Genomic DNA, 17,203 nt, shown 5'->3' on the forward strand with positions numbered 1-17,203 from the left:
TTAATAGGGAGTGCAATACCGGAGTGAAGCAGTCAACATTAAGACACTCCGGATGATGCGAGCAAGCGAGATGCCAGCCAGCGTGACCCTTGAAAATCAGGAGTTTGGGACATGGGGCTGGTGGCTCGCAAGACGGCCGTTCTGCTTGGCGGAGCGGCAATGGCGATGGTGGCTGGGATAATGCAGGCGTCCGCACAGGACACGGCAACGCATCCGCAGACGACGGCGCAGGCGCAAAAGCAGGGTCGCGTGACCCTTCTCCAGCGTCTTGTCGTCGGCGCGGGCGTCGAGAAGGTTGCGATCGACACGCCGCAATCCGTAACCGTCGTCGATCAGGAAGAAATCGACATCTTGCAGCCACAGAGCATCGGCGACGTGTTGCGGTCGGTGCCCGGTGTGAACGTGACGGGCTCGGATCGCGTGCTCGGCCAGAGCTTCAACATTCGCGGCGTCGGCGCGCCCGAGAACAGCGGCGATGCGGGACGCATCATCGTGAATGTCGACGGCGTGCAGAAGTTCTACGAACAGTACCGCCTCGGCTCGTTCTTCTCCGATCCCGAACTCTACAAGCGCGTCGAAGTGCTTCGCGGGCCGGCCTCGTCCACGCTATACGGCTCCGGCGCGCTCGGCGGCGTCATCAATTTCGAGACCAAGGACGCCTCGGACTTCATCGCCGACGGACAGAGCGGCGCACTGCGCATGAAGAGCAGCTATTCGAGCAATGGCGATGGATGGCTGTTCTCCCCGGTTCTCGCGCATCGCTTCAACGAAGCCGCCGAACTGCTGGTCGCGGGAAACTATCGCTTTGCCGACCCCTATAAGGACGGCGCGGGCAACGAGATCATCGGCAGCAACTTCAAGGCGTGGTCGGGGCTCGTCAAGGGCACCTTCAACGTCGGCGACGAAGGCACGCTGCGCGCGTCCTATCAGCGGTGGGATTCCGATCTCGACCGCCAGCAGCTCTCGCAGACCAGCACGGCCGCGTTCTTCGGCCTCATCGATCGCCACGTCGTCGACCAGACGGCGATCGTTTCCTACGAGAACCCGTTCAGCGACAACGACATGCTGGACGTGAAGGTCTCGGCGTCCTACTCCGACACCAGCAACAGCCAGCGCAACGCCGACCTGCGGCCGGCTTGCAGCCCCGGAAGCTTCGCCGTGGTCTGCGATTCCGACTATGCCTACCGGACATGGCAGTTGAACGCCCAGAACACGATAGCTTGGAGCGGCGGCAACTGGGAAAACCACCTTACTTTCGGCAGCCAGACCACCTTCCAGACGCGCGAGGCGCAATCCTTCTTCAACAACGGCACGGCGTTCCCGGTCACCTTCCATCCCGAAGGGACGGATTTCAAAACCGGAATATTCGTACAGAACGAGTTCGTCTGGGACGAGAAGCTGACGCTCATCCCGGGTGTGCGGCTCGACTGGCATAGCCTTTCGCCGGACGGCAACGTGATCGATCCGGGAACCGGCCTGACGGCCTCCGACACCAACGACACGGCGATCTCGCCCAAGATCGCGGCGCACTACCGCTTCAACGACACGCTTGCCGTGTTCGGCTCCATCGCCCACACCGAGCGCTTCCCGACGATCGACGAGGTTTTCTCGACGGCGAGTTCGTCGGCGATCTTCTATCCGAGCCTCGGCCTGCGCAAGGAGCGATCGAACAATTTCGAGGCCGGTTTCGCGCTCTCCGGCTACGACATGTTGCAGGGCGGGGATTCCGGGCAGGTCAAGGTGACCGGCTTCTACAATGACGTGACCGACCTGATCATACTCGACTCGCCCTTCACCCCCGGCCTGAACCCCCGGCCCGGCTTCCGGAACGTCGACGAGGCCGAGATCTATGGCTTCGAGGTCGAGGCGGCCTACGAAGCGGACTACGTCTTCGCCAACGCGTCCTATTCGCATGTCGTCGGCAAGGACAAGTCGGATGGGTCCTACCTGACCTCGGTCGCGCCGCATGCGCTCGCCTTCACCATCGGCGGCAAGATTCCGCAGCATGACCTCCGCTTCGGCTGGCGTTCGCGCATCATCTCGAACCCACAGGATCCCGCGCTCGTGAGCGATACACCGCCGGTCCCCAACACCACCCGTTACGCCAAGGCCTTCGACGTCCATGACGTCTTCGCAACCTGGAAGCCTCAGGACAACCAGTTCGCGGGCTGGGAAGTGACCGGCGGAATCGACAACATTTTCAACCAGGACTACAAGGAATTCCTGAACAACGACCGTGCCATGGGCCGGACGTTCAAGGTCTCCTTGTCCAAGCAGATAGGATGGTAGGCATGCGACACGCAGCTATGGGCCGTTTTCTGACCTCGGTCCTGCTGATGGCCGCAGCGCCGTTGCACCACGCGACGGCGCAAGGGACGGAGGAGCAATCCTCCGCCCCCGCTCTTCGGGTGGAACTCAATGCCACGCAGCCCACCGACAATGGCTGCAGGTTCACCTTCGTCGTCACCAACGCATTGCAGGGCGAACTCGCCAACGCCGCGTTCGAGCTCGTTCTGTTCGACAAGGCTGGCATGGTGAGCCGCCTGACGATCGTGGATTTCAAGGATTTGCCACAGGGCAAGACCAAGGTCAGGCAGTTCGACTTCTCAGGCGTCGATTGCAACAATCTTGGCCGGGTGCTGGTCAACGACGCCACGCAATGCGTCGGCGACGGCATTGGGACGGGGGCCTGCATACGCGGCCTCGAGACAGAAACGCGTACGGAAATCCGGTTCGGCAGCTAACACATGATCATCACACGTCTATCCGCCCGGGCATCGGGCCGGCTCGTCGCACTGCTTCTCGCCGGCTGGATGGCATCCGCCCTGACGCTGGGAAGCGCCGCACATGCGCAGCAGACGCCGCCAGCGCCTATTGAGCAGCAGGCGCCAGCGCCGACGACACCCGATCAGCCTGCGGCGGATACCGCCCAGCAGCCCGTGCCGCTGGAGACCGAGGCGAGCCCGCGCGACGGCACGCTCCCCCACGACCTGTCCCCATGGGGCATGTTCATGGCGGCCGACTGGGTCGTCAAAGCTGTCATGATCGGCCTCGCCATCGCCTCGCTGATCACCTGGACCGTCTGGCTGGCGAAGACGCTGGAACTCGCGGGCGCCAAGCGCCGCGTGTCGGGCGCACTCGACCGCATCGTCAGTGCCCGGAGCCTGCTGGAAGCGGGACGGGAGCTGGAGAACAGGGGCAAGGGTCCCGCCATGCTCATGGTCCGCGCGGCCGGCCACGAACTTGCGATGTCGGAAACGACGCTCGACCACGGCGGCGCGGCGGGCCTGAAAGAACGCATCACGTCGCATCTCGGACGCATCGAGGCGCAGGCGGCACGCCGCATGACGCGCGGAACGGGTGTTCTGGCGACGATCGGCTCGACGGCTCCGTTCGTCGGCCTCTTCGGAACCGTCTGGGGCATCATGAACTCGTTCATCGGCATCTCGGAAGCGCAGACGACGAACCTCGCAATCGTCGCGCCGGGCATCGCCGAAGCCCTTCTCGCGACCGCACTGGGTCTCGTCGCTGCGATTCCCGCCGTCGTGATCTACAACGTCTTCGCGCGGGGCATTTCGGGCTACAGGCTTCTTCTGGCGGACGCCTCCGCAGCGGTGGAGCGTCTGGTGAGCCGTGACCTCGACCATCGCGCGGCGCAGCCAGGCCGCGCACCGGTGACGCGGGCAGCGGAGTAGCGGGATGGCCGGAAGCCTGAAGTCCAGCACCGAGAACGACGATCTCGCGGAAAACCACGAGATCAACGTCACGCCCTTCATCGACGTGATGCTCGTGCTGCTCATCATCTTCATGGTCGCGGCTCCGCTTGCGACCGTGGACGTCAATGTCGATCTTCCGACCTCGGCCGCCCAGCCCCAGCCGCGCCCGGACGAACCGGTCTACGTCACTGTGCAGGACGATTTGTCGGTCAGCGTCGGCAACGAACAGGTGACGCACGAGGCGGTGCGCGGCGCCCTCGATCGCATCACCGAGGGCGATCGAGACGCACGGATATTCCTGCGTGCCGACAAGGCCGTGCCCTATGGCGACCTGATGATCGTGATGAACGTGCTGCGCATCAGCGGCTACACCAAGATCGCGCTCGTCGGGCTCGAAGGGCCGGTCGCCTCGCCCGCCGCCGACGACACAGAGACCACCGACACAGAATGATGGCGCATCCCGACATAGCCTGGTCACGGCAGCTCGCCAGAACCTCCAGGGCCCAGCTTGCGGTGTGGACGACAGCGGCGGTCGTGATGTTCAGTGCGCACGCCGGTGCCGCGTGGTGGCTGATGCGCACGCCGCCAGCGCCCCTGGTGCAGATCGAAGGCGGCGCGCCCATCGAGGTCGATCTGGCGGCCCTCGGTGTCGCAGAGGCAGATCAGGTTGCGGCAGGCGAGGTGACCGATACCGTCGAACCCACCGAAGCCGACGCCGTCGAGCCTGTCGAGCAGGCCACGCAGGCGCAGCCCGCCGAAACGCCGCCGGTAGAGCAGGCCGAACCCGTCGAGCAGGCTGCACCTCCACCGGTTCAGCCAGCAGAGCCGGTAGAGACCGCAACGCCTGTCGAGACCCCACCCGTGGAAACGACGCCGATCGAGGCGTCCCCGCCCTCGGACGTGTCGATCGCGACCGCGACACCGGTCGAAGAAGCGCAGCCCGTCGAGGAACCGGACGAACTGGCCGCGATCGAAGACGTTCCGCTGCCGTCCCCTCGGCCCGAATACACGCCGCCAGCGCCACCTGTGGAGCGCCAGCGGACCGAACGTCCAAAACGCGAAGAGCCTGCGCCGAGACGACAGGCAGAGCGCCCTGCCGCCGGCTCGCAGGGACAGAACCAGGCCGATGCCCGCCGGGGCTCTGCCAGCGGCTCCGAGAACGCGCGTGCAACCCAGCAATCCGAACGCGGCCACCGCAACACGCAGGCCGGCAATGCCGCGATGTCCAACTATCCCGGAAAGGTGACGTCGAAGCTGCGTCGCGCCTTGCGGCAGACGCGCGGACGCGGACGTGGCGAAGTTCTGGTGAGCTTCACGGTCAGCGGCTCCGGCGCAGTCGGGTCAGTCAGCATCGCGCGCAGCTCCGGTTCGCCGGACCTCGATCAGGCCGCGCTCGACACGGTTCGGCGTGCATCGCCGTTCCCTCCGACGCCGGACGGCAGAAATTGGCCGTTCCGACAGCCGCTGGGCTTCGGACGCTGACTGCGATCGAAAGGAAGACCGATGTCCGACATGATCGCCCTTCACCGCCTTGCTGCATCCAGAGGCGACGGGCTGCACCCCAAGCTGCTCGACCTCCTGGCACACCGCGAGGCGCTCATCGAGGGCAATCCCGGCATCGTCGAGATCAACGCGACCCAGTCGGGCCCCAACCCGACCGGCGCGGTCCCCGACTTTCTTCCCGGCAACGTGGTAGGCTTCAGACCAAAGCCAACCGTGGCTGCCAGCCAGCCCAAAGCATCACTGAAATAAACTCGAAAGGACAAGCATGTACATCGCAATGAACCGCTTCAAGGTGAAGACCGGCTCCGAGGACGATTTCGAAGCGGTCTGGAAGAACCGCGACTCGACCCTCCACGAGATGGCCGGGTTTCGCGAGTTCCACCTGCTGCGCGGGCCGGTGAACGCCGAGGAAGGCTACACACTGTTCGCCTCGCACACCGTGTGGGAAAGCCATGACGACTTCGTCGCATGGACGAAGTCGCAGAATTTCCGTGACGCCCACAAGAATGCCGGCGACCGCAAGCCCGCCTATATCGGCCACCCGCAGTTCGAGGGTTTCTCGATCGTCGAAGGCGCCTGAAATCCTTGTTTTGAGCATCGGAATAACCCGAAAACCGGATTCCACTTTTCGGTCCGATGCCCTACTCCGCCGCGGCGAGCAGGCTGGCATTGCCGCCTGCCGCCGTGGTGTCGACGCAGACGGCCCGCTCATGCGTATAGGCCGTCGGATTGATCACCGCGGCGACCAGCCTCACGATCGGCCCTTCGCGGCCCGCCAGGGCCGTACGCACGGCCCGCAGCGTGGCTTCGTCTGCCGATGTCGCCACCACTTCGACGGCGAGTTCGCCAAGGTCGGCCGCATCCACGATCCCGTCGATGGCCTCGACCGGCATGCCTTTGCCGGTCAGGGACGACAGTGCGGCACGCGCGCCGGGTGCTACGGCCAGCACCGAATTTCCGGCCGCAAGCGCCTGGATCGCCTGGGCGAACACCGTGTCGCGATCCGGCCCGAGGCAAAGCGCGCGGCCGCGCGGCACCAGCAGCAGCGTGTTCGCCTCTCCCGTCGGCCCCGGCAGATCGACCGGTCCGAAATCGATGGACGCGGACGCCCCGATCGCGTCGGCGCCCTTGCCGCGCAGATGCTTCCGCAGGACTGAAATGCGATCGAGCCGCGTCGACCAGCCGCCGCGCGTCGCGTCGGGCATGTGTTCGCGAAGCCGGCGAAGCGGCACCACCTCCCCTTCGGCAGGTTTGAGCGCGGTGACCTCGCCCTTGCGGAATCGCCGCAGATAGTGCGGCCCGCCGGCCTTCGGCCCCGTGCCCGAGAGCCCTTCGCCGCCGAATGGCTGCGAGCCGACGACCGCGCCGATCTGGTTGCGGTTGACGTAGATGTTGCCGGCATGAATGCCGTCCACGATATGCTGCACGCGGGCCTCGATGCGCGTATGCAGGCCGAATGTGAGGCCGTAGCCCTTGGCGTTGATGTCGGCGATCACCTGGTCGATCGCATCCGCCTCGAAGGTCGCGACATGCAGGATCGGGCCGAACATCTCGCGCTGCATCTCGCCGATGCCTGAAACGCGGAAGATGTGCGGGGCGACGAAACGCCCGCCTTCCGGGTGGTCGAGCTTGGCGATCAGCCGCCCTTTGGTCTCCATGTCAGAACAATAAGACATGAGGGCCGTCCGCGCCTCGTCATCGATAACCGGCCCGACATCGCTCGAGATCTGCCAGGGATCGCCGATGCGCAGCGCCTCCATCGCGCCCTTCAGCATCTCCATGAGTTTGGCCTCGACGTCCTTCTGGACATAGAGGATGCGCAGCGCCGAACAGCGCTGGCCCGCGCTCTGGAACGCGGACGCGATGACGTCGCGCACGGCCTGTTCAGGCAGCGCGGTGGAATCGACGATCATGGCGTTCAAACCGCCGGTCTCGGCGATCAGCATCGCCTCCGGTTCCGCCGTCTGCGCGATCTGACGCTCGATCATGCGCGCGACCTCGGTCGATCCGGTGAAGCAGACGCCGGCGATGCGCGGATCGGCTGTCAGCGGTCCGCCGACATTGGGTCCGTCGCCCGGCAGGAGTTGCAGCACGCCGGCGGGAACACCCGCCTCGTGGATGAGCGCGACGGCGCGCGCGGCAATCAGCGGCGTCTGTTCGGCGGGTTTGGCGACGACCGTGTTGCCGGTCACCAGAGCCGCCGCGATCTGGCCCGTGAAGATCGCCAGCGGAAAATTCCAGGGCGAGATGCAGGCAATCACGCCCCGCGCCGTCGTGTGGCGCTCGGCCTTCGCGGCCTCGCCCGCGTAGTAACGCAGGAAGTCCGCGGCCTCGCGCACCTCCGCGATGCCGTCGGCGAGCGTCTTGCCAGCCTCGCGCGTGCACAGCGCGAAGAACTCAACGGCGTTCTCCTCGTAGAGGTCGGCCGCGCGAAGCAGCGCTTCCGCCCGCTTGGAAACCGGCGTCTTCTCCCAAGCCGGCTGCGCCTTCACCGCCGCATCGACCGCCTTCTTCACATCTGCGGCGGTCGCCTCGACCACCTCGCCGGCAATCTCCTGCGGAAGCGCGGGATTGACCACCTCCGTCGCCTGCCCCTTGGCCGGCTTGCCCGAAATCGTCGGCGCCGCCCGCCAGGCATGCGGCGCGGCAAAGCGTTTGCGCCCGTCCTCGATGGCGGCCAGCGTCTCGATATCCGTGATGTCCCAGCCCTTCGAATTGGCACGCTGTTCGCCAAAGATGTCAGCCGGGCTCGGGATGGCCGGATTGGCCGCCGGTCCCTGGTTTGAGACCGTCGCGAAGGGATCGTGCGCGATCTCTTCGGCGCTCACCGCCTTGTCGACGATCTGATGCACGAAGGATGAATTGGCGCCGTTCTCGAGCAGACGCCGTACGAGGTAGGCCAGCAAGTCCTCATGCGCCCCCACCGGCGCGTAGATGCGGCACCGCGTGCCCTCGGCCTTGCGAACCGCTTCATGAAGCGCCTCGCCCATGCCGTGCAAACGCTGGAATTCGAACGCCGTCCGGTCTTCTCCCATGGCGAGAATCGCCGCGACCGTATGGGCGTTGTGGGTCGCGAATTGCGGGTAAATCCGGTCGGTCATGCCGAGCAGCTTGCGCGCACAGGCGATGTAGGAAACGTCCGTATTCGGCTTGCGCGTGAAGACCGGGTAACCGTCGAGCCCCATCACCTGCGCGCGCTTCACCTCCGTATCCCAATAGGCGCCCTTGACGAGGCGAACCATGATCCGGCGGTTGAGACGCTTGGAGAGCGCGTAGAGCCAGTCGATCACGTGAGGCGCGCGCGGACCGTAGGCCTGCACCACGACACCGAAACCGTCCCAGCCGGCCAGTTCCGGCTCGGCCAGAACGCGTTCGATCACGTCGAGCGACAAATCGAGGCGGTCGGCCTCCTCGGCATCGATGTTGAGGCCCATGCGCGCATGCCGCGCCGCAAGCGCCAGCGAGAACAGCCGCTTGGCGAGAACCGGCAGCATCGTCTCCTTCTGCGCCACCTCGTAGCGCGGATGAAGCGCCGACAGCTTGACCGAGATGCCGTGATTCTTGGCGATATCCGCATCCGTCGCACCGGCATTCAGGGCCGAAATCGCCTCCGCATAGGCGCGGTGGTAGCGCAGCGCGTCCTTGTCGGTCCGCGCCGCCTCGCCCAGCATGTCGAAGGAGTAGTAATACCCCTTGCGCGTGTAGTCGCGCCCGCGCTTGACCGCTTCGGCGATCGTGCGGCCGAGCACGAACTGCTCGCCCATTTCGCGCATGGCAGCCGACACGGCCTTGCGGATGACGGGTTCGCCAAGGCGGCGGATCATCGACCGCAACGTGCCTTCGATCCCGCTGTCGTTCTCCTCCAGGACCCGTCCGGTCAGCATCAGCGCCCATGTCGAGGCATTGACGAAGATCGAGTTGGAATCGCCCGAATGCGCCGACCAGTCGTGCGGCGCGATCTTGTCGCGGATCAGATCGTCCATCGTTTCGGCGTCCGGCACGCGAAGCAGGGCTTCCGCAAGGCACATCAGCGCGACGCCCTCTTTGGTCGAGAGGCCGTATTCGGCGAGGAAAACCTCCATCAATTGCGGGTTCGAGGCGCTTCTGACGGCCCGCACCAGGTCGGCGGCACGCGCCGAGATCGCCACCCTGTCCGCGTCCGAAAGGCTTGCGAGGTCGACCAGACGGTCGAGCGCCTGCCCCTCGTCGGGCAGATAGTTCTGGCGGATCGAGCGGCGAAACGTGTCGAGCACTTTGGACGTCATGGCGGCCTTCTTGGGCAACGGGAAATGCGATGCGCGGACCATATCATGCGCCATCCCCCACGCACTTTCCAAACGCGTCGACTTGGCAGGCTTTTCAGTCTATTTTAGAGGCATCAATCAAACCATTCGGCGCGCGAATTTCATGGCGGAAGATCATCTGGACCGGATAGACCGGAACATCCTTGCCGCGCTCGCGCGCGACGGGCGGCTGTCCATGGCGGATCTCGGCCTTCAGGTGGGCTTGTCGAAGACGCCGGTGCAGGCGCGCGTCAGGCGGCTGGAGCGCGACGGTTACATACGCGGCTATTCGGCCATCATCGATCGCGAGCGCATGGGCGAAGGCCATGTCGCCTTCGTGCAGGTGAAACTCTCGGATACCCGATCCGCAGCGCTCGACGCCTTCAACAAGGCCGCGCTTGCCGTGCCGGAAATCGAGCAGTGCCACATGATCGCGTCGAGCTTCGACTATCTCCTGAAAGTGCGCACGAAGGACATCGCCGCGTATCGGCGCGTGCTGGGCGAGCGCATATCGGCGCTGCCGCACGTGGCGCAGACATCGACCTATGTGGCGATGGAAACGGTGAAGGACCGCTGACCCGTCAGAACCCCAGCCGCGACCACACCCGTGCGAGTTCGTTGAACACCATGCGCGTCACGCCCCAGTCGTCGTAAAGAATTTCCCAGATCACGAAGAAAGTAACTCCCGCGATGACGACGACGTAGCGCATGTTTATCTCTCTCCGGGGACATGTCTGCATTTATACTGTCGGCTCAGGCCGCTTTGCAATCGGTGCTTGGTGATCTCATGCATCAGGTGATGGCGCGAGCCGATCCTATTGTGTACACAGTGCGCGCCATTGCAGACGGGGAGGCTTGCTGCCGATGAAGGGCATCGCATCGATCGGGGAATGCATGCTGGAATTGTCCGGCGGCGGCGCGGACTGGCGCATGGGCCATGCCGGCGACACGTTCAACACGCTGTGGGCTCTGCGGGCGCTTTGCGGCGAAGAATACCCGACCGACTATGTCAGCGCATTCGGCGACGACCCCTTTTCCGCACAGCAACTCGCCTTCTTCGCGGAGAATGGCATCGGGACTGCATCCAGTCCCCGCATAGCGGGCGCGCGGCCCGGTCTCTACGCCATCACGCTCGACGGAGCCGAACGCTCCTTCACCTATTGGCGCGCCGACGCGGCAGCACGACGCCTCGCCGACGACCCTGCCGACCTGGCAAAAAGCCTTGAAAATCGGGCACTTGTGTACTTTTCCGGAATCACTTTGGCAATTCTGGACGACGACACCAGATCGACGATGCTCGACGCGATCGCCACGGCGCGCAGCGCGGGCAGCAAAATTGCTTTCGACCCCAACTACCGCGCGCGGCTGTGGGCATCACCCGAAGCGGCCCGCAAGGCATTGGACGACGCGCTTCGCGTGGTCGACATCGCCCTGCCCACCTTTCCCGACGAGCAGATGCTGTACGGCGACAAGACCCAGCAGGACACCGCCAGGCGCATGCATGCGGCCGGTGTCGGCGAGATCGTCGTGAAGGACGGTTCTGAACCCGCCCTCGTCTCCGCCGATAATGGTGAGCACACCTTGCCTGCGGTGCATGTCGCCAACCCGATCGACACGACCGGCGCCGGCGATTCCTTCAATGGAGGCTATCTCGCGGCGCGCCTGCTCGGTCATGAGCCGGTCGAAGCGGCGAAATGCGCCCATACGGTCGCCGCCGCCGTGGTGCAGGTTCGTGGCGCGCTGGCCCCGTTCGAGACGTTGCAGTCAGCCTTCAGGAGCTGAAATCAGGCATCCTGCGGAAGGCGAAAGCGAAACTCGCTCATCTGCCTGTACTCCTCGCCGGTGCGCAGCACCGCCTGCGGGAAATAGGGCCTGTTCGGCGAATCCGGCCAAATTTGCGGCTCGAGGCAGAATCCCGCGCGGGACTTGTAAGTAATCCCGTCCAGTCCAGCCACCGACCTGTCGGGAATCTGCCCGGCAAAGAATTGCAACCCCGGCTCCGTCGTCCAGACTTCCATCTCGACGCCGGACTGGCCGCCTTGCACCCATGCAGCCCGCCGCAGGGGACCGCGCGCTGCCGTAAGACAGAAATTGTGGTCGTAGAGCGCTTCGTCGTCGCGCGTCCGGCGGATCGTGCGCGGCATGACGAAATCGAACGGCGTGCCCTGAACCGGCAGGACATCGCCGGTCGGAATGCAGTCGTCGTCGATCGGCAGATAGGCCTCCGCCGCGATCGTCATGCGATGGTCGAGAATGGTGCCGCGACCGCCGTCGTCCAGATTGAAGAAGGCGTGCTGCGCCAGATTGCACAGCGTCGGGCGATCGCACGTCGCCGACAGTTCGACGCTGAGCGTGCCTGATGCCTTGACCCGGTAGGTGCACGAAATGTCGAGCGCGCCGGGAAATCCCATCGCGCCGGATGGATCGTGGATCGCCAGCGTGACGAAATCCGCCCCCGTCTCCGCAATCGACCAGACGCGATTGTAGAGGCCGTTCGACCCGCCATGCAGGTGATGGCCGCGATCGTTGGTCTCGACCTGGAAGCGCTCGCCGTCGATCGCGAAGCGCCCGTTTGCGATGCGGTTGGCATAGCGCCCGACGATCGCGCCGAAGAACACCGAATGGTCGAGATAATCCTCGAAGCGCTCGAAGCCGAGAATGAGCGGCGCCGGGTGGCCGCCGAGGCGCAGATCCTGCACCACGGCGCCGTAGGTGATGATCCGGGCGGTCAATCCGCCGCCCGAAATCGTCACACGCTGAACGGTGTCGCCCTCGCGTGTCGTTCCGAAGGCTTCGACGCTCATGCCGCTTCCCTTAGAAACCGAGGCCGCCGATGCAGACATATTTGGTGTCGAGGTAATCCTCGATGCCTTGATGTCCGCCTTCGCGGCCAAGGCCCGATTCCTTGACGCCGCCGAACGGCGCTTCCGGCGTCGTGATCAGCCCTTCATTGACGCCGACCATGCCGTATTTCAGGCCTTCCATGACGCGGAAGGCGCGGCCGAGATCGCTGGTGTAGAAATAGCAGGCAAGGCCATATTCGGTGTCGTTGGCGAGTTCGACCGCCTCGTCCTCGGACTTGAACTTGAAGACCGGAGCGACCGGGCCGAAGATTTCTTCCTTCATGAAGCGCATGTCGGTGGTGGCGTTCGAGATGACGGTCGGCTCGAAGAACGAGCCGCCGAGTGCGTGGCGGTTGCCGCCCGCGACGATCGTCGCGCCCTTGCCCTTGGCGTCGGCGATCAGTTCCTCGACTTTCTCGACAGCCTTGCCGTCGATCAGCGGACCCTGCTGGACGCCATCCTCGACACCGGGGCCGACCTTGAGCTTCTTCGACGCAGCAGCGAGCTTCTCGACGAACTGGTCGTAGATGCCTTCCTGCACGAAGAAGCGGTTGGTGCAGACGCAGGTCTGGCCGGAGTTGCGGTACTTGGCCACCATCGCGCCTTCTACCGCGCGGTCGAGATCGGCATCGTCGAAGACCACGAACGGAGCGTTGCCGCCAAGTTCCATCGAGACCTTCTTCACGGTCGCGGCGGACTTCTCGATCAGGATCTTGCCGACCTCGGTCGAGCCCGTGAACGTGATCTTCTTGACGATCGGATTGGCGCAGATTTCATCGCCGATCTCGCCTGCCGAGCCGGTGACGATGTTGATCACGCCTTTGGGAATGCCGACCTCCTCGCACAGCGCGCCCCAGGCGAGGCCCGAATAGGGCGTCTGCGACGCAGGCTTCACGACGCTGGTACAGCCCGCCGCGATGGCGGGACCGATCTTGCGGGCCAGCATCGAGGACGGAAAGTTCCATGGCGTGATCGCCGCGATGACGCCGACCGGCTCCTTGGTCACCATGATGCGTCGGTCGGCCCATGGGCTCGGCACGACGTCGCCATAGGTGCGGCGAGCTTCCTCGGCGAACCACAGGATGTAGGCAGCGGACGCTCCGACTTCGCCCTTGGCCTCGGCCAGCGACTTGCCCTGCTCGAGCGTCAGCAATTCGGCCAGCGCATCCTGATTGTCGAGGATCGCGTCATGCAGCTTGCGCAGAAGCTTGGAGCGTTCGGCCGCCGACGTCTTGCGGAAGGTTTTGAACGCCCGGTCGGCGGCTTCGATCGCACGCCGCGTCTCGGCCTTGCCCGCCTTCGGCACGGTGCCGATCGTCAGGCCTGTCGCGGGATTGGTGACGTCGATCGTCGCGCCGGAATCGGCCTGGACCCACTCGCCGTCGATGAGGATCGCCTGGCGCATGAAGTGACTGGTTTTCTGGAGCATGTTTCCGATCTCCCTTCGGCGTGTCGGGCACGCCGTTCCTAGATGTCTGTTGACGTCGCGGCAAACGGCCGCCGACTGCTCTCAGCTCATCGTGAATGTGAGCGTCAATCGCAATTTAGGTTCTTCGCGGCCCATGTGAAGGCGGTCAACCGAAAACCAGTTGGACCACCATCAGCCAGAACCCCAGTGTGATCACCGAAAACGCGGTTGAGATCGTCATCGTGTTGGACGCAAGCACCTGACCTGTGCCGAAGCGCGTGGCGATCAGATAGGGGTTCACGCCCGTCGGCAGCGACGCCGCGATGACCATGATCTTGGCGGTCAGTGGCGGCAGACCCCACAAAATGGCGACGCCGAGCGCGATCGTCGGCATGACGACCAGCTTGATCGCGCCCAGCGCGATGGCCGGCTTCACATTGCCGCTGATCCCGAATTTCCGCAGGCCAAGCCCCATCGCGAACAAGGCGACAGTGCCCGCAATGCCGGCAAACGCATCGATGAAGCGCATGCCCACAACCGGCATGTCGAGACCGGTCAGACGCCAGGCGAGCCCGGCCAGGATGCCGATGATCAACGGGTTGGAGAACAGGTTGCGCAGGAAGTCGCGCAAGACCTTCAAGGGGTGCGACGGCTCGCCCTCGCCGCGTCGGGCGAGCTCGAACATCACGATCGAGGCGGCCATCATCGTCGGCAGATGGATGGCGAGAAGCAGCGACAGGACATCCATGCCCGGCTGGCCGAAAACGCCGAGGACAAAGGGAATTCCAAGCAGGAGAAGATTGGAGAAGGACGACGCGATGCCCGCCACGACACCGGCTGCCGCATCCCGGCCGAAGACACGCGTGGCGACGAAGTGCCCGGCTATCCACGCCACCGGAACGGAGCAGAAATAGCTGAACCACAGCGAGGTCGGGTCCGTGCCCTGCAAATCGATGGTGGTCATGGTGCGGAACAGCAAGGCCGGAACGGCAACCACGACGGCGAATTCGGTGAGCGCGTCGCCGACCTGAGTCCGCAGTATACCCGTCCACGCGGCCACGTAGCCGAGGGCGACGAGGCCGAACACGAAGGCGATTGTTTCGACCACGGCGGACATGAGACAGGCGGTTAGAGCAATTGGCCCCTGCCCGCAAGCAGGTCAGCATTCCTGTCGGTTTGGCGCGATCGGGGCAAGCCGCCTTCCCTGCACCGTCGCCGTCCCCTATATGCAAGGTGACGCAAAGGGGCCCGGATGCATCGTTTCATAGTCGCTGTCATTGCTTTTCTTCTTCTCGCCGCGCCACAGGCGAATGCCACCGAGGCGGGATGGGCGCTTCTGCGCAATGGCGGACAGGTCGTGTTCCTGGTCAACGCCAACGCCCCAGGCACCGGCGACCCGGCCAGTTTCGACATCGAAAACTGCCGCACGCAGCGAAATCTCTCCGATCGGGGTCGCCAGCAGGCGCGACGCATCGGCGCACTGTTCGCCGCGCGTGCCGAACCCGTGGAGCAGGTTTTCTCCAGCCGCTACTGCCGCTGCCTGGACACTGCGATCAGGGCTTTCGGCGAGGATCTGGTCGAGGAACTCGAGGCACTGGATTTGATATCGGGAGCCCCGGAAAGAGCCGTTGCGGCAAAGGACGAGATTGTCGCACTGATCCGCGACTATTCCGGACGCGGCAACCTCGTTCTCGTCACGCATCCCGAAAATATCCAGGCCATGCTCGGCATCACGCCGCGCGAAGGCGAGGCCGTGATCGTCTCGGCAGCCGATGACGGGCTCCATACGATCGGGCGCATCATCTTCAACTGACGGGCCAAGAAGACCGGCACCCGGGCTACTTTTTGGACCCCTGCCCTTTTCCTGCCTGCAAAAACCGATTAGAGAGCCGCAAACAATCAGGTAGTTTGCGCCCTGCATTAGAGGGAATCACAGTGACATCGACATTCGACAAGGTTGCCGACATTATCGCGGAAACCAGCGAGATCGACCGTGAGACGATCACGCCCAAAAGCCACACCATCGACGATCTGGGCATCGACAGCCTCGACTTCCTCGACATCGTGTTCGCGATCGACAAGGAATTCGGCATCAAGGTCCCGCTCGAGAAGTGGACCCAGGAAGTCAATGACGGAAAGGCCTCCACGGAGGAGTATTTCGTCATGGAGAACCTGTGCGCCAAGATCGACGCGCTCGTCGCGGCAAAGAACGCCACGTGATCCGCTCCGGCGGTCATTGCACCTGAGTTGGACATGAGCGCACGCGACGTCGTCATCACCGGTATTGGTCTCGTCTCTTCCCTTGGCGAAGGGGCCGAGCGGCATTGGCAGGCGCTGTCGCAGGCGAATGCCGAGCCGGTGATCGAGCGTGACCGCTTCGCGCCCTATACCGTCCATCCCCTGCCCGAGATCGATTGGGGCCTGCAGATCGCCAAGCGCGGCGATCAGCGGCAGATGGAAACATGGCAGCGCCTCGGCACCTATGCCGCGGGCATGGCGCTCGACGATGCCGGCATCAAGCAGGACGAAGCGCTCTGCGCGACGATGGACATGATCGTGGCAGCCGGCGGCGGCGAGCGCGACGTGGCCGTCGACCAGGGCATTCTGGATGCCGCGCGGACCCGCAACGACCACGACCTTCTCCTCAACGAGAAGCTGACGACCGAACTGCGCCCGACGCTGTTCCTCGCCCAACTGTCGAACCTCCTGGCCGGCAACATTTCCATCGTCCACAAGGTGACCGGCTCCTCGCGCACGTTCATGGGCGAAGAAGCCGCCGGCGTCTCGGCGATCGAAACGGCTGCCGCGCGCATCCGCTCGGGCCAGTCGAGCCATATGCTCGTCGGAGGCGCGTTCCAGACGGAACATCCCGACATGCTGCTCGGCTACGAACTGGGCGGCTTCCTGCATCGCAAACGCTGGAAACCGGTCTGGCAGCGTGCGGGCAATGAAGGCGGCGGCGTTATCTCAGGGTCCGGCGGCGCTTTTCTCGTGCTGGAATCGCGCGAACACGCGGAAGCGCGCGGCCGCAAGGCCTATGCTGTAATCGGCAAGGTCGCATCGGGCCGCGCCAAGCGCAATGAGGGCGACTTTGTAGACGCCATCTCCGGTCTCGTTCGCGCGCTCGAAGTGCCCGCTCGTCCCACTTTGGCAATTTCCGGCGCATCCGGTGCCCACGCGGCGACCGGCGCTGAGCGTACCGCACTGTCGGGCGCGGGCGACTTCGCGGTCCGTGGTTTTTCATCGCTGACCGGGCACCTCAAGGAAGCGCAGTTCCCGTTCGCGATCGCGCTGGCGGCGCTTGCGATTGCCAACGGGCAGCCCTACCCGCCCTTCGACACAGAGAACGAGACGCCCATCGACGGCGCGCCCGAGGCCGTCGTCGCGACCGCGATCGGCTACAGCCGCTTCGAAGGCGCAGCACTCGTCGTGGCGGCCTGAACCGCTGGG

Annotated in this window: 17 protein-coding genes; 12 read left to right on the plus strand and 5 right to left on the minus strand. The window is 64.6% G+C overall.

All coding sequences use genetic code 11. From position 1 onward, the window contains the following. The first annotated feature begins 111 nt into the window (after positions 1–111). The 7 genes from AAFN55_RS15085 (at position 112) to AAFN55_RS15115 (ending at position 5,799) form a co-directional block, all read left to right on the plus strand. Positions 112–2,289 carry a TonB-dependent receptor gene (locus tag AAFN55_RS15085; RefSeq protein ID WP_347799647.1) on the plus strand — a complete coding sequence of 726 codons (2,178 nt, stop codon included), beginning with the start codon at positions 112–114 and terminating at the stop codon, positions 2,287–2,289. Between the two features lie 2 nt (positions 2,290–2,291). Beyond that, positions 2,292–2,744: a hypothetical protein gene (locus AAFN55_RS15090; protein WP_347799648.1), complete on the plus strand. Its 453-nt coding sequence runs from the start codon at positions 2,292–2,294 to the stop codon at positions 2,742–2,744. A 3-nt stretch (positions 2,745–2,747) separates the two neighbouring features. Next, positions 2,748–3,695, plus strand: coding sequence for a tonB-system energizer ExbB (gene exbB / locus AAFN55_RS15095; protein WP_347799649.1), 948 nt, complete (start codon positions 2,748–2,750; stop codon positions 3,693–3,695). 4 nt (positions 3,696–3,699) lie between these two features. Next, the gene (gene exbD / locus AAFN55_RS15100; RefSeq protein WP_347799650.1) at positions 3,700–4,167 is read left to right on the plus strand and encodes a TonB system transport protein ExbD; all 468 of its coding nucleotides are present in this window, start codon (positions 3,700–3,702) and stop codon (positions 4,165–4,167) included. 86 nt (positions 4,168–4,253) lie between these two features. Further along, positions 4,254–5,198, plus strand: a complete 945-nt coding sequence (locus AAFN55_RS15105; protein WP_347799651.1) for a TonB family protein — start codon at positions 4,254–4,256, stop codon at positions 5,196–5,198. Positions 5,199–5,219: 21 nt separating this feature from the next. Next, complete coding sequence (locus tag AAFN55_RS15110; RefSeq protein ID WP_347799652.1) at positions 5,220–5,468, plus strand: hypothetical protein; 249 nt, start codon at positions 5,220–5,222, stop codon at positions 5,466–5,468. Between the two features lie 16 nt (positions 5,469–5,484). Then, on the plus strand, positions 5,485–5,799 hold the full coding sequence (locus tag AAFN55_RS15115; RefSeq protein WP_347799653.1) for an antibiotic biosynthesis monooxygenase: 315 nt from the start codon (positions 5,485–5,487) through the stop codon (positions 5,797–5,799). A 61-nt stretch (positions 5,800–5,860) separates the two neighbouring features. Here the strand turns inward: AAFN55_RS15115 and putA are convergent, their stop codons facing one another. Beyond that, positions 5,861–9,484, minus strand: a complete 3,624-nt coding sequence (gene putA, locus AAFN55_RS15120; RefSeq protein WP_347799654.1) for a bifunctional proline dehydrogenase/L-glutamate gamma-semialdehyde dehydrogenase PutA — start codon at positions 9,482–9,484, stop codon at positions 5,861–5,863. Positions 9,485–9,626: 142 nt separating this feature from the next. On the opposite strand from putA, the gene AAFN55_RS15125 reads away from it, so the two are divergent. Beyond that, entirely contained in the window at positions 9,627–10,079 is a 453-nt protein-coding gene (locus AAFN55_RS15125; protein WP_347799655.1) for an Lrp/AsnC ligand binding domain-containing protein, read from the plus strand. A 4-nt stretch (positions 10,080–10,083) separates the two neighbouring features. On the opposite strand, the gene AAFN55_RS15130 is transcribed toward AAFN55_RS15125, so the two are convergent. Then, on the minus strand, positions 10,084–10,212 hold the full coding sequence (locus tag AAFN55_RS15130; RefSeq protein WP_347799656.1) for a hypothetical protein: 129 nt from the start codon (positions 10,210–10,212) through the stop codon (positions 10,084–10,086). 154 nt (positions 10,213–10,366) lie between these two features. Between AAFN55_RS15130 and AAFN55_RS15135 the strand changes: the two genes are divergently transcribed. Next, positions 10,367–11,284 (plus strand): sugar kinase, encoded by a 918-nt coding sequence (locus AAFN55_RS15135; protein ID WP_347799657.1) that lies wholly within the window; start codon positions 10,367–10,369, stop codon positions 11,282–11,284. Between the two features lie 2 nt (positions 11,285–11,286). Here AAFN55_RS15135 and AAFN55_RS15140 read toward each other — a convergent pair whose 3' ends face one another. The 3 genes from AAFN55_RS15140 to AAFN55_RS15150 all read right to left on the minus strand — a co-directional run bounded on the left by AAFN55_RS15140 (position 11,287) and on the right by AAFN55_RS15150 (position 14,870). Beyond that, the gene (locus tag AAFN55_RS15140) at positions 11,287–12,306 is read right to left on the minus strand and encodes an aldose epimerase family protein (RefSeq protein ID WP_347799658.1); all 1,020 of its coding nucleotides are present in this window, start codon (positions 12,304–12,306) and stop codon (positions 11,287–11,289) included. Between the two features lie 10 nt (positions 12,307–12,316). Continuing rightward, complete coding sequence (locus AAFN55_RS15145; protein WP_347799659.1) at positions 12,317–13,774, minus strand: NAD-dependent succinate-semialdehyde dehydrogenase; 1,458 nt, start codon at positions 13,772–13,774, stop codon at positions 12,317–12,319. Between the two features lie 145 nt (positions 13,775–13,919). Next, positions 13,920–14,870 carry an AEC family transporter gene (locus AAFN55_RS15150; protein WP_347799660.1) on the minus strand — a complete coding sequence of 317 codons (951 nt, stop codon included), beginning with the start codon at positions 14,868–14,870 and terminating at the stop codon, positions 13,920–13,922. 135 nt (positions 14,871–15,005) lie between these two features. On the opposite strand from AAFN55_RS15150, the gene AAFN55_RS15155 reads away from it, so the two are divergent. From AAFN55_RS15155 to AAFN55_RS15165, 3 genes are all read left to right on the plus strand, one after another. After that, on the plus strand, positions 15,006–15,566 hold the full coding sequence (locus AAFN55_RS15155) for a histidine phosphatase family protein (RefSeq protein WP_347799661.1): 561 nt from the start codon (positions 15,006–15,008) through the stop codon (positions 15,564–15,566). A gap of 116 nt (positions 15,567–15,682) precedes the next feature. Continuing rightward, entirely contained in the window at positions 15,683–15,973 is a 291-nt protein-coding gene (locus tag AAFN55_RS15160) for an acyl carrier protein (protein ID WP_347800277.1), read from the plus strand. 33 nt (positions 15,974–16,006) lie between these two features. Then, positions 16,007–17,194 (plus strand): beta-ketoacyl-ACP synthase, encoded by a 1,188-nt coding sequence (locus AAFN55_RS15165; protein ID WP_347799662.1) that lies wholly within the window; start codon positions 16,007–16,009, stop codon positions 17,192–17,194. Positions 17,195–17,203 lie beyond the last annotated feature (9 nt).

The organism is Mesorhizobium sp. CAU 1732 (genome assembly GCF_039888675.1).
In the GTDB taxonomy this organism is placed as follows: domain Bacteria; phylum Pseudomonadota; class Alphaproteobacteria; order Rhizobiales; family Rhizobiaceae; genus Aerobium.

Bases quoted from the DNA above. Each gene is read 5' to 3' on its own strand.
- AAFN55_RS15085 (WP_347799647.1), top strand. From the start codon at position 112: ATGGGGCTGGTGGCTCGCAAGACGGCCGTTCTGCTTGGCGGAGCGGCA.
- AAFN55_RS15090 (WP_347799648.1), top strand. From the start codon at position 2,292: ATGCGACACGCAGCTATGGGCCGTTTTCTGACCTCGGTCCTGCTGATG.
- exbB (WP_347799649.1), top strand. From the start codon at position 2,748: ATGATCATCACACGTCTATCCGCCCGGGCATCGGGCCGGCTCGTCGCA.
- exbD (WP_347799650.1), top strand. From the start codon at position 3,700: ATGGCCGGAAGCCTGAAGTCCAGCACCGAGAACGACGATCTCGCGGAA.
- AAFN55_RS15105 (WP_347799651.1), top strand. From the start codon at position 4,254: ATGTTCAGTGCGCACGCCGGTGCCGCGTGGTGGCTGATGCGCACGCCG.
- AAFN55_RS15110 (WP_347799652.1), top strand. From the start codon at position 5,220: ATGTCCGACATGATCGCCCTTCACCGCCTTGCTGCATCCAGAGGCGAC.
- AAFN55_RS15115 (WP_347799653.1), top strand. From the start codon at position 5,485: ATGTACATCGCAATGAACCGCTTCAAGGTGAAGACCGGCTCCGAGGAC.
- putA (WP_347799654.1), bottom strand. From the start codon at position 9,484: ATGACGTCCAAAGTGCTCGACACGTTTCGCCGCTCGATCCGCCAGAAC.
- AAFN55_RS15125 (WP_347799655.1), top strand. From the start codon at position 9,627: ATGGCGGAAGATCATCTGGACCGGATAGACCGGAACATCCTTGCCGCG.
- AAFN55_RS15130 (WP_347799656.1), bottom strand. From the start codon at position 10,212: ATGCGCTACGTCGTCGTCATCGCGGGAGTTACTTTCTTCGTGATCTGG.
- AAFN55_RS15135 (WP_347799657.1), top strand. From the start codon at position 10,367: ATGAAGGGCATCGCATCGATCGGGGAATGCATGCTGGAATTGTCCGGC.
- AAFN55_RS15140 (WP_347799658.1), bottom strand. From the start codon at position 12,306: ATGAGCGTCGAAGCCTTCGGAACGACACGCGAGGGCGACACCGTTCAG.
- AAFN55_RS15145 (WP_347799659.1), bottom strand. From the start codon at position 13,774: ATGCTCCAGAAAACCAGTCACTTCATGCGCCAGGCGATCCTCATCGAC.
- AAFN55_RS15150 (WP_347799660.1), bottom strand. From the start codon at position 14,870: ATGTCCGCCGTGGTCGAAACAATCGCCTTCGTGTTCGGCCTCGTCGCC.
- AAFN55_RS15155 (WP_347799661.1), top strand. From the start codon at position 15,006: ATGCATCGTTTCATAGTCGCTGTCATTGCTTTTCTTCTTCTCGCCGCG.
- AAFN55_RS15165 (WP_347799662.1), top strand. From the start codon at position 16,007: ATGAGCGCACGCGACGTCGTCATCACCGGTATTGGTCTCGTCTCTTCC.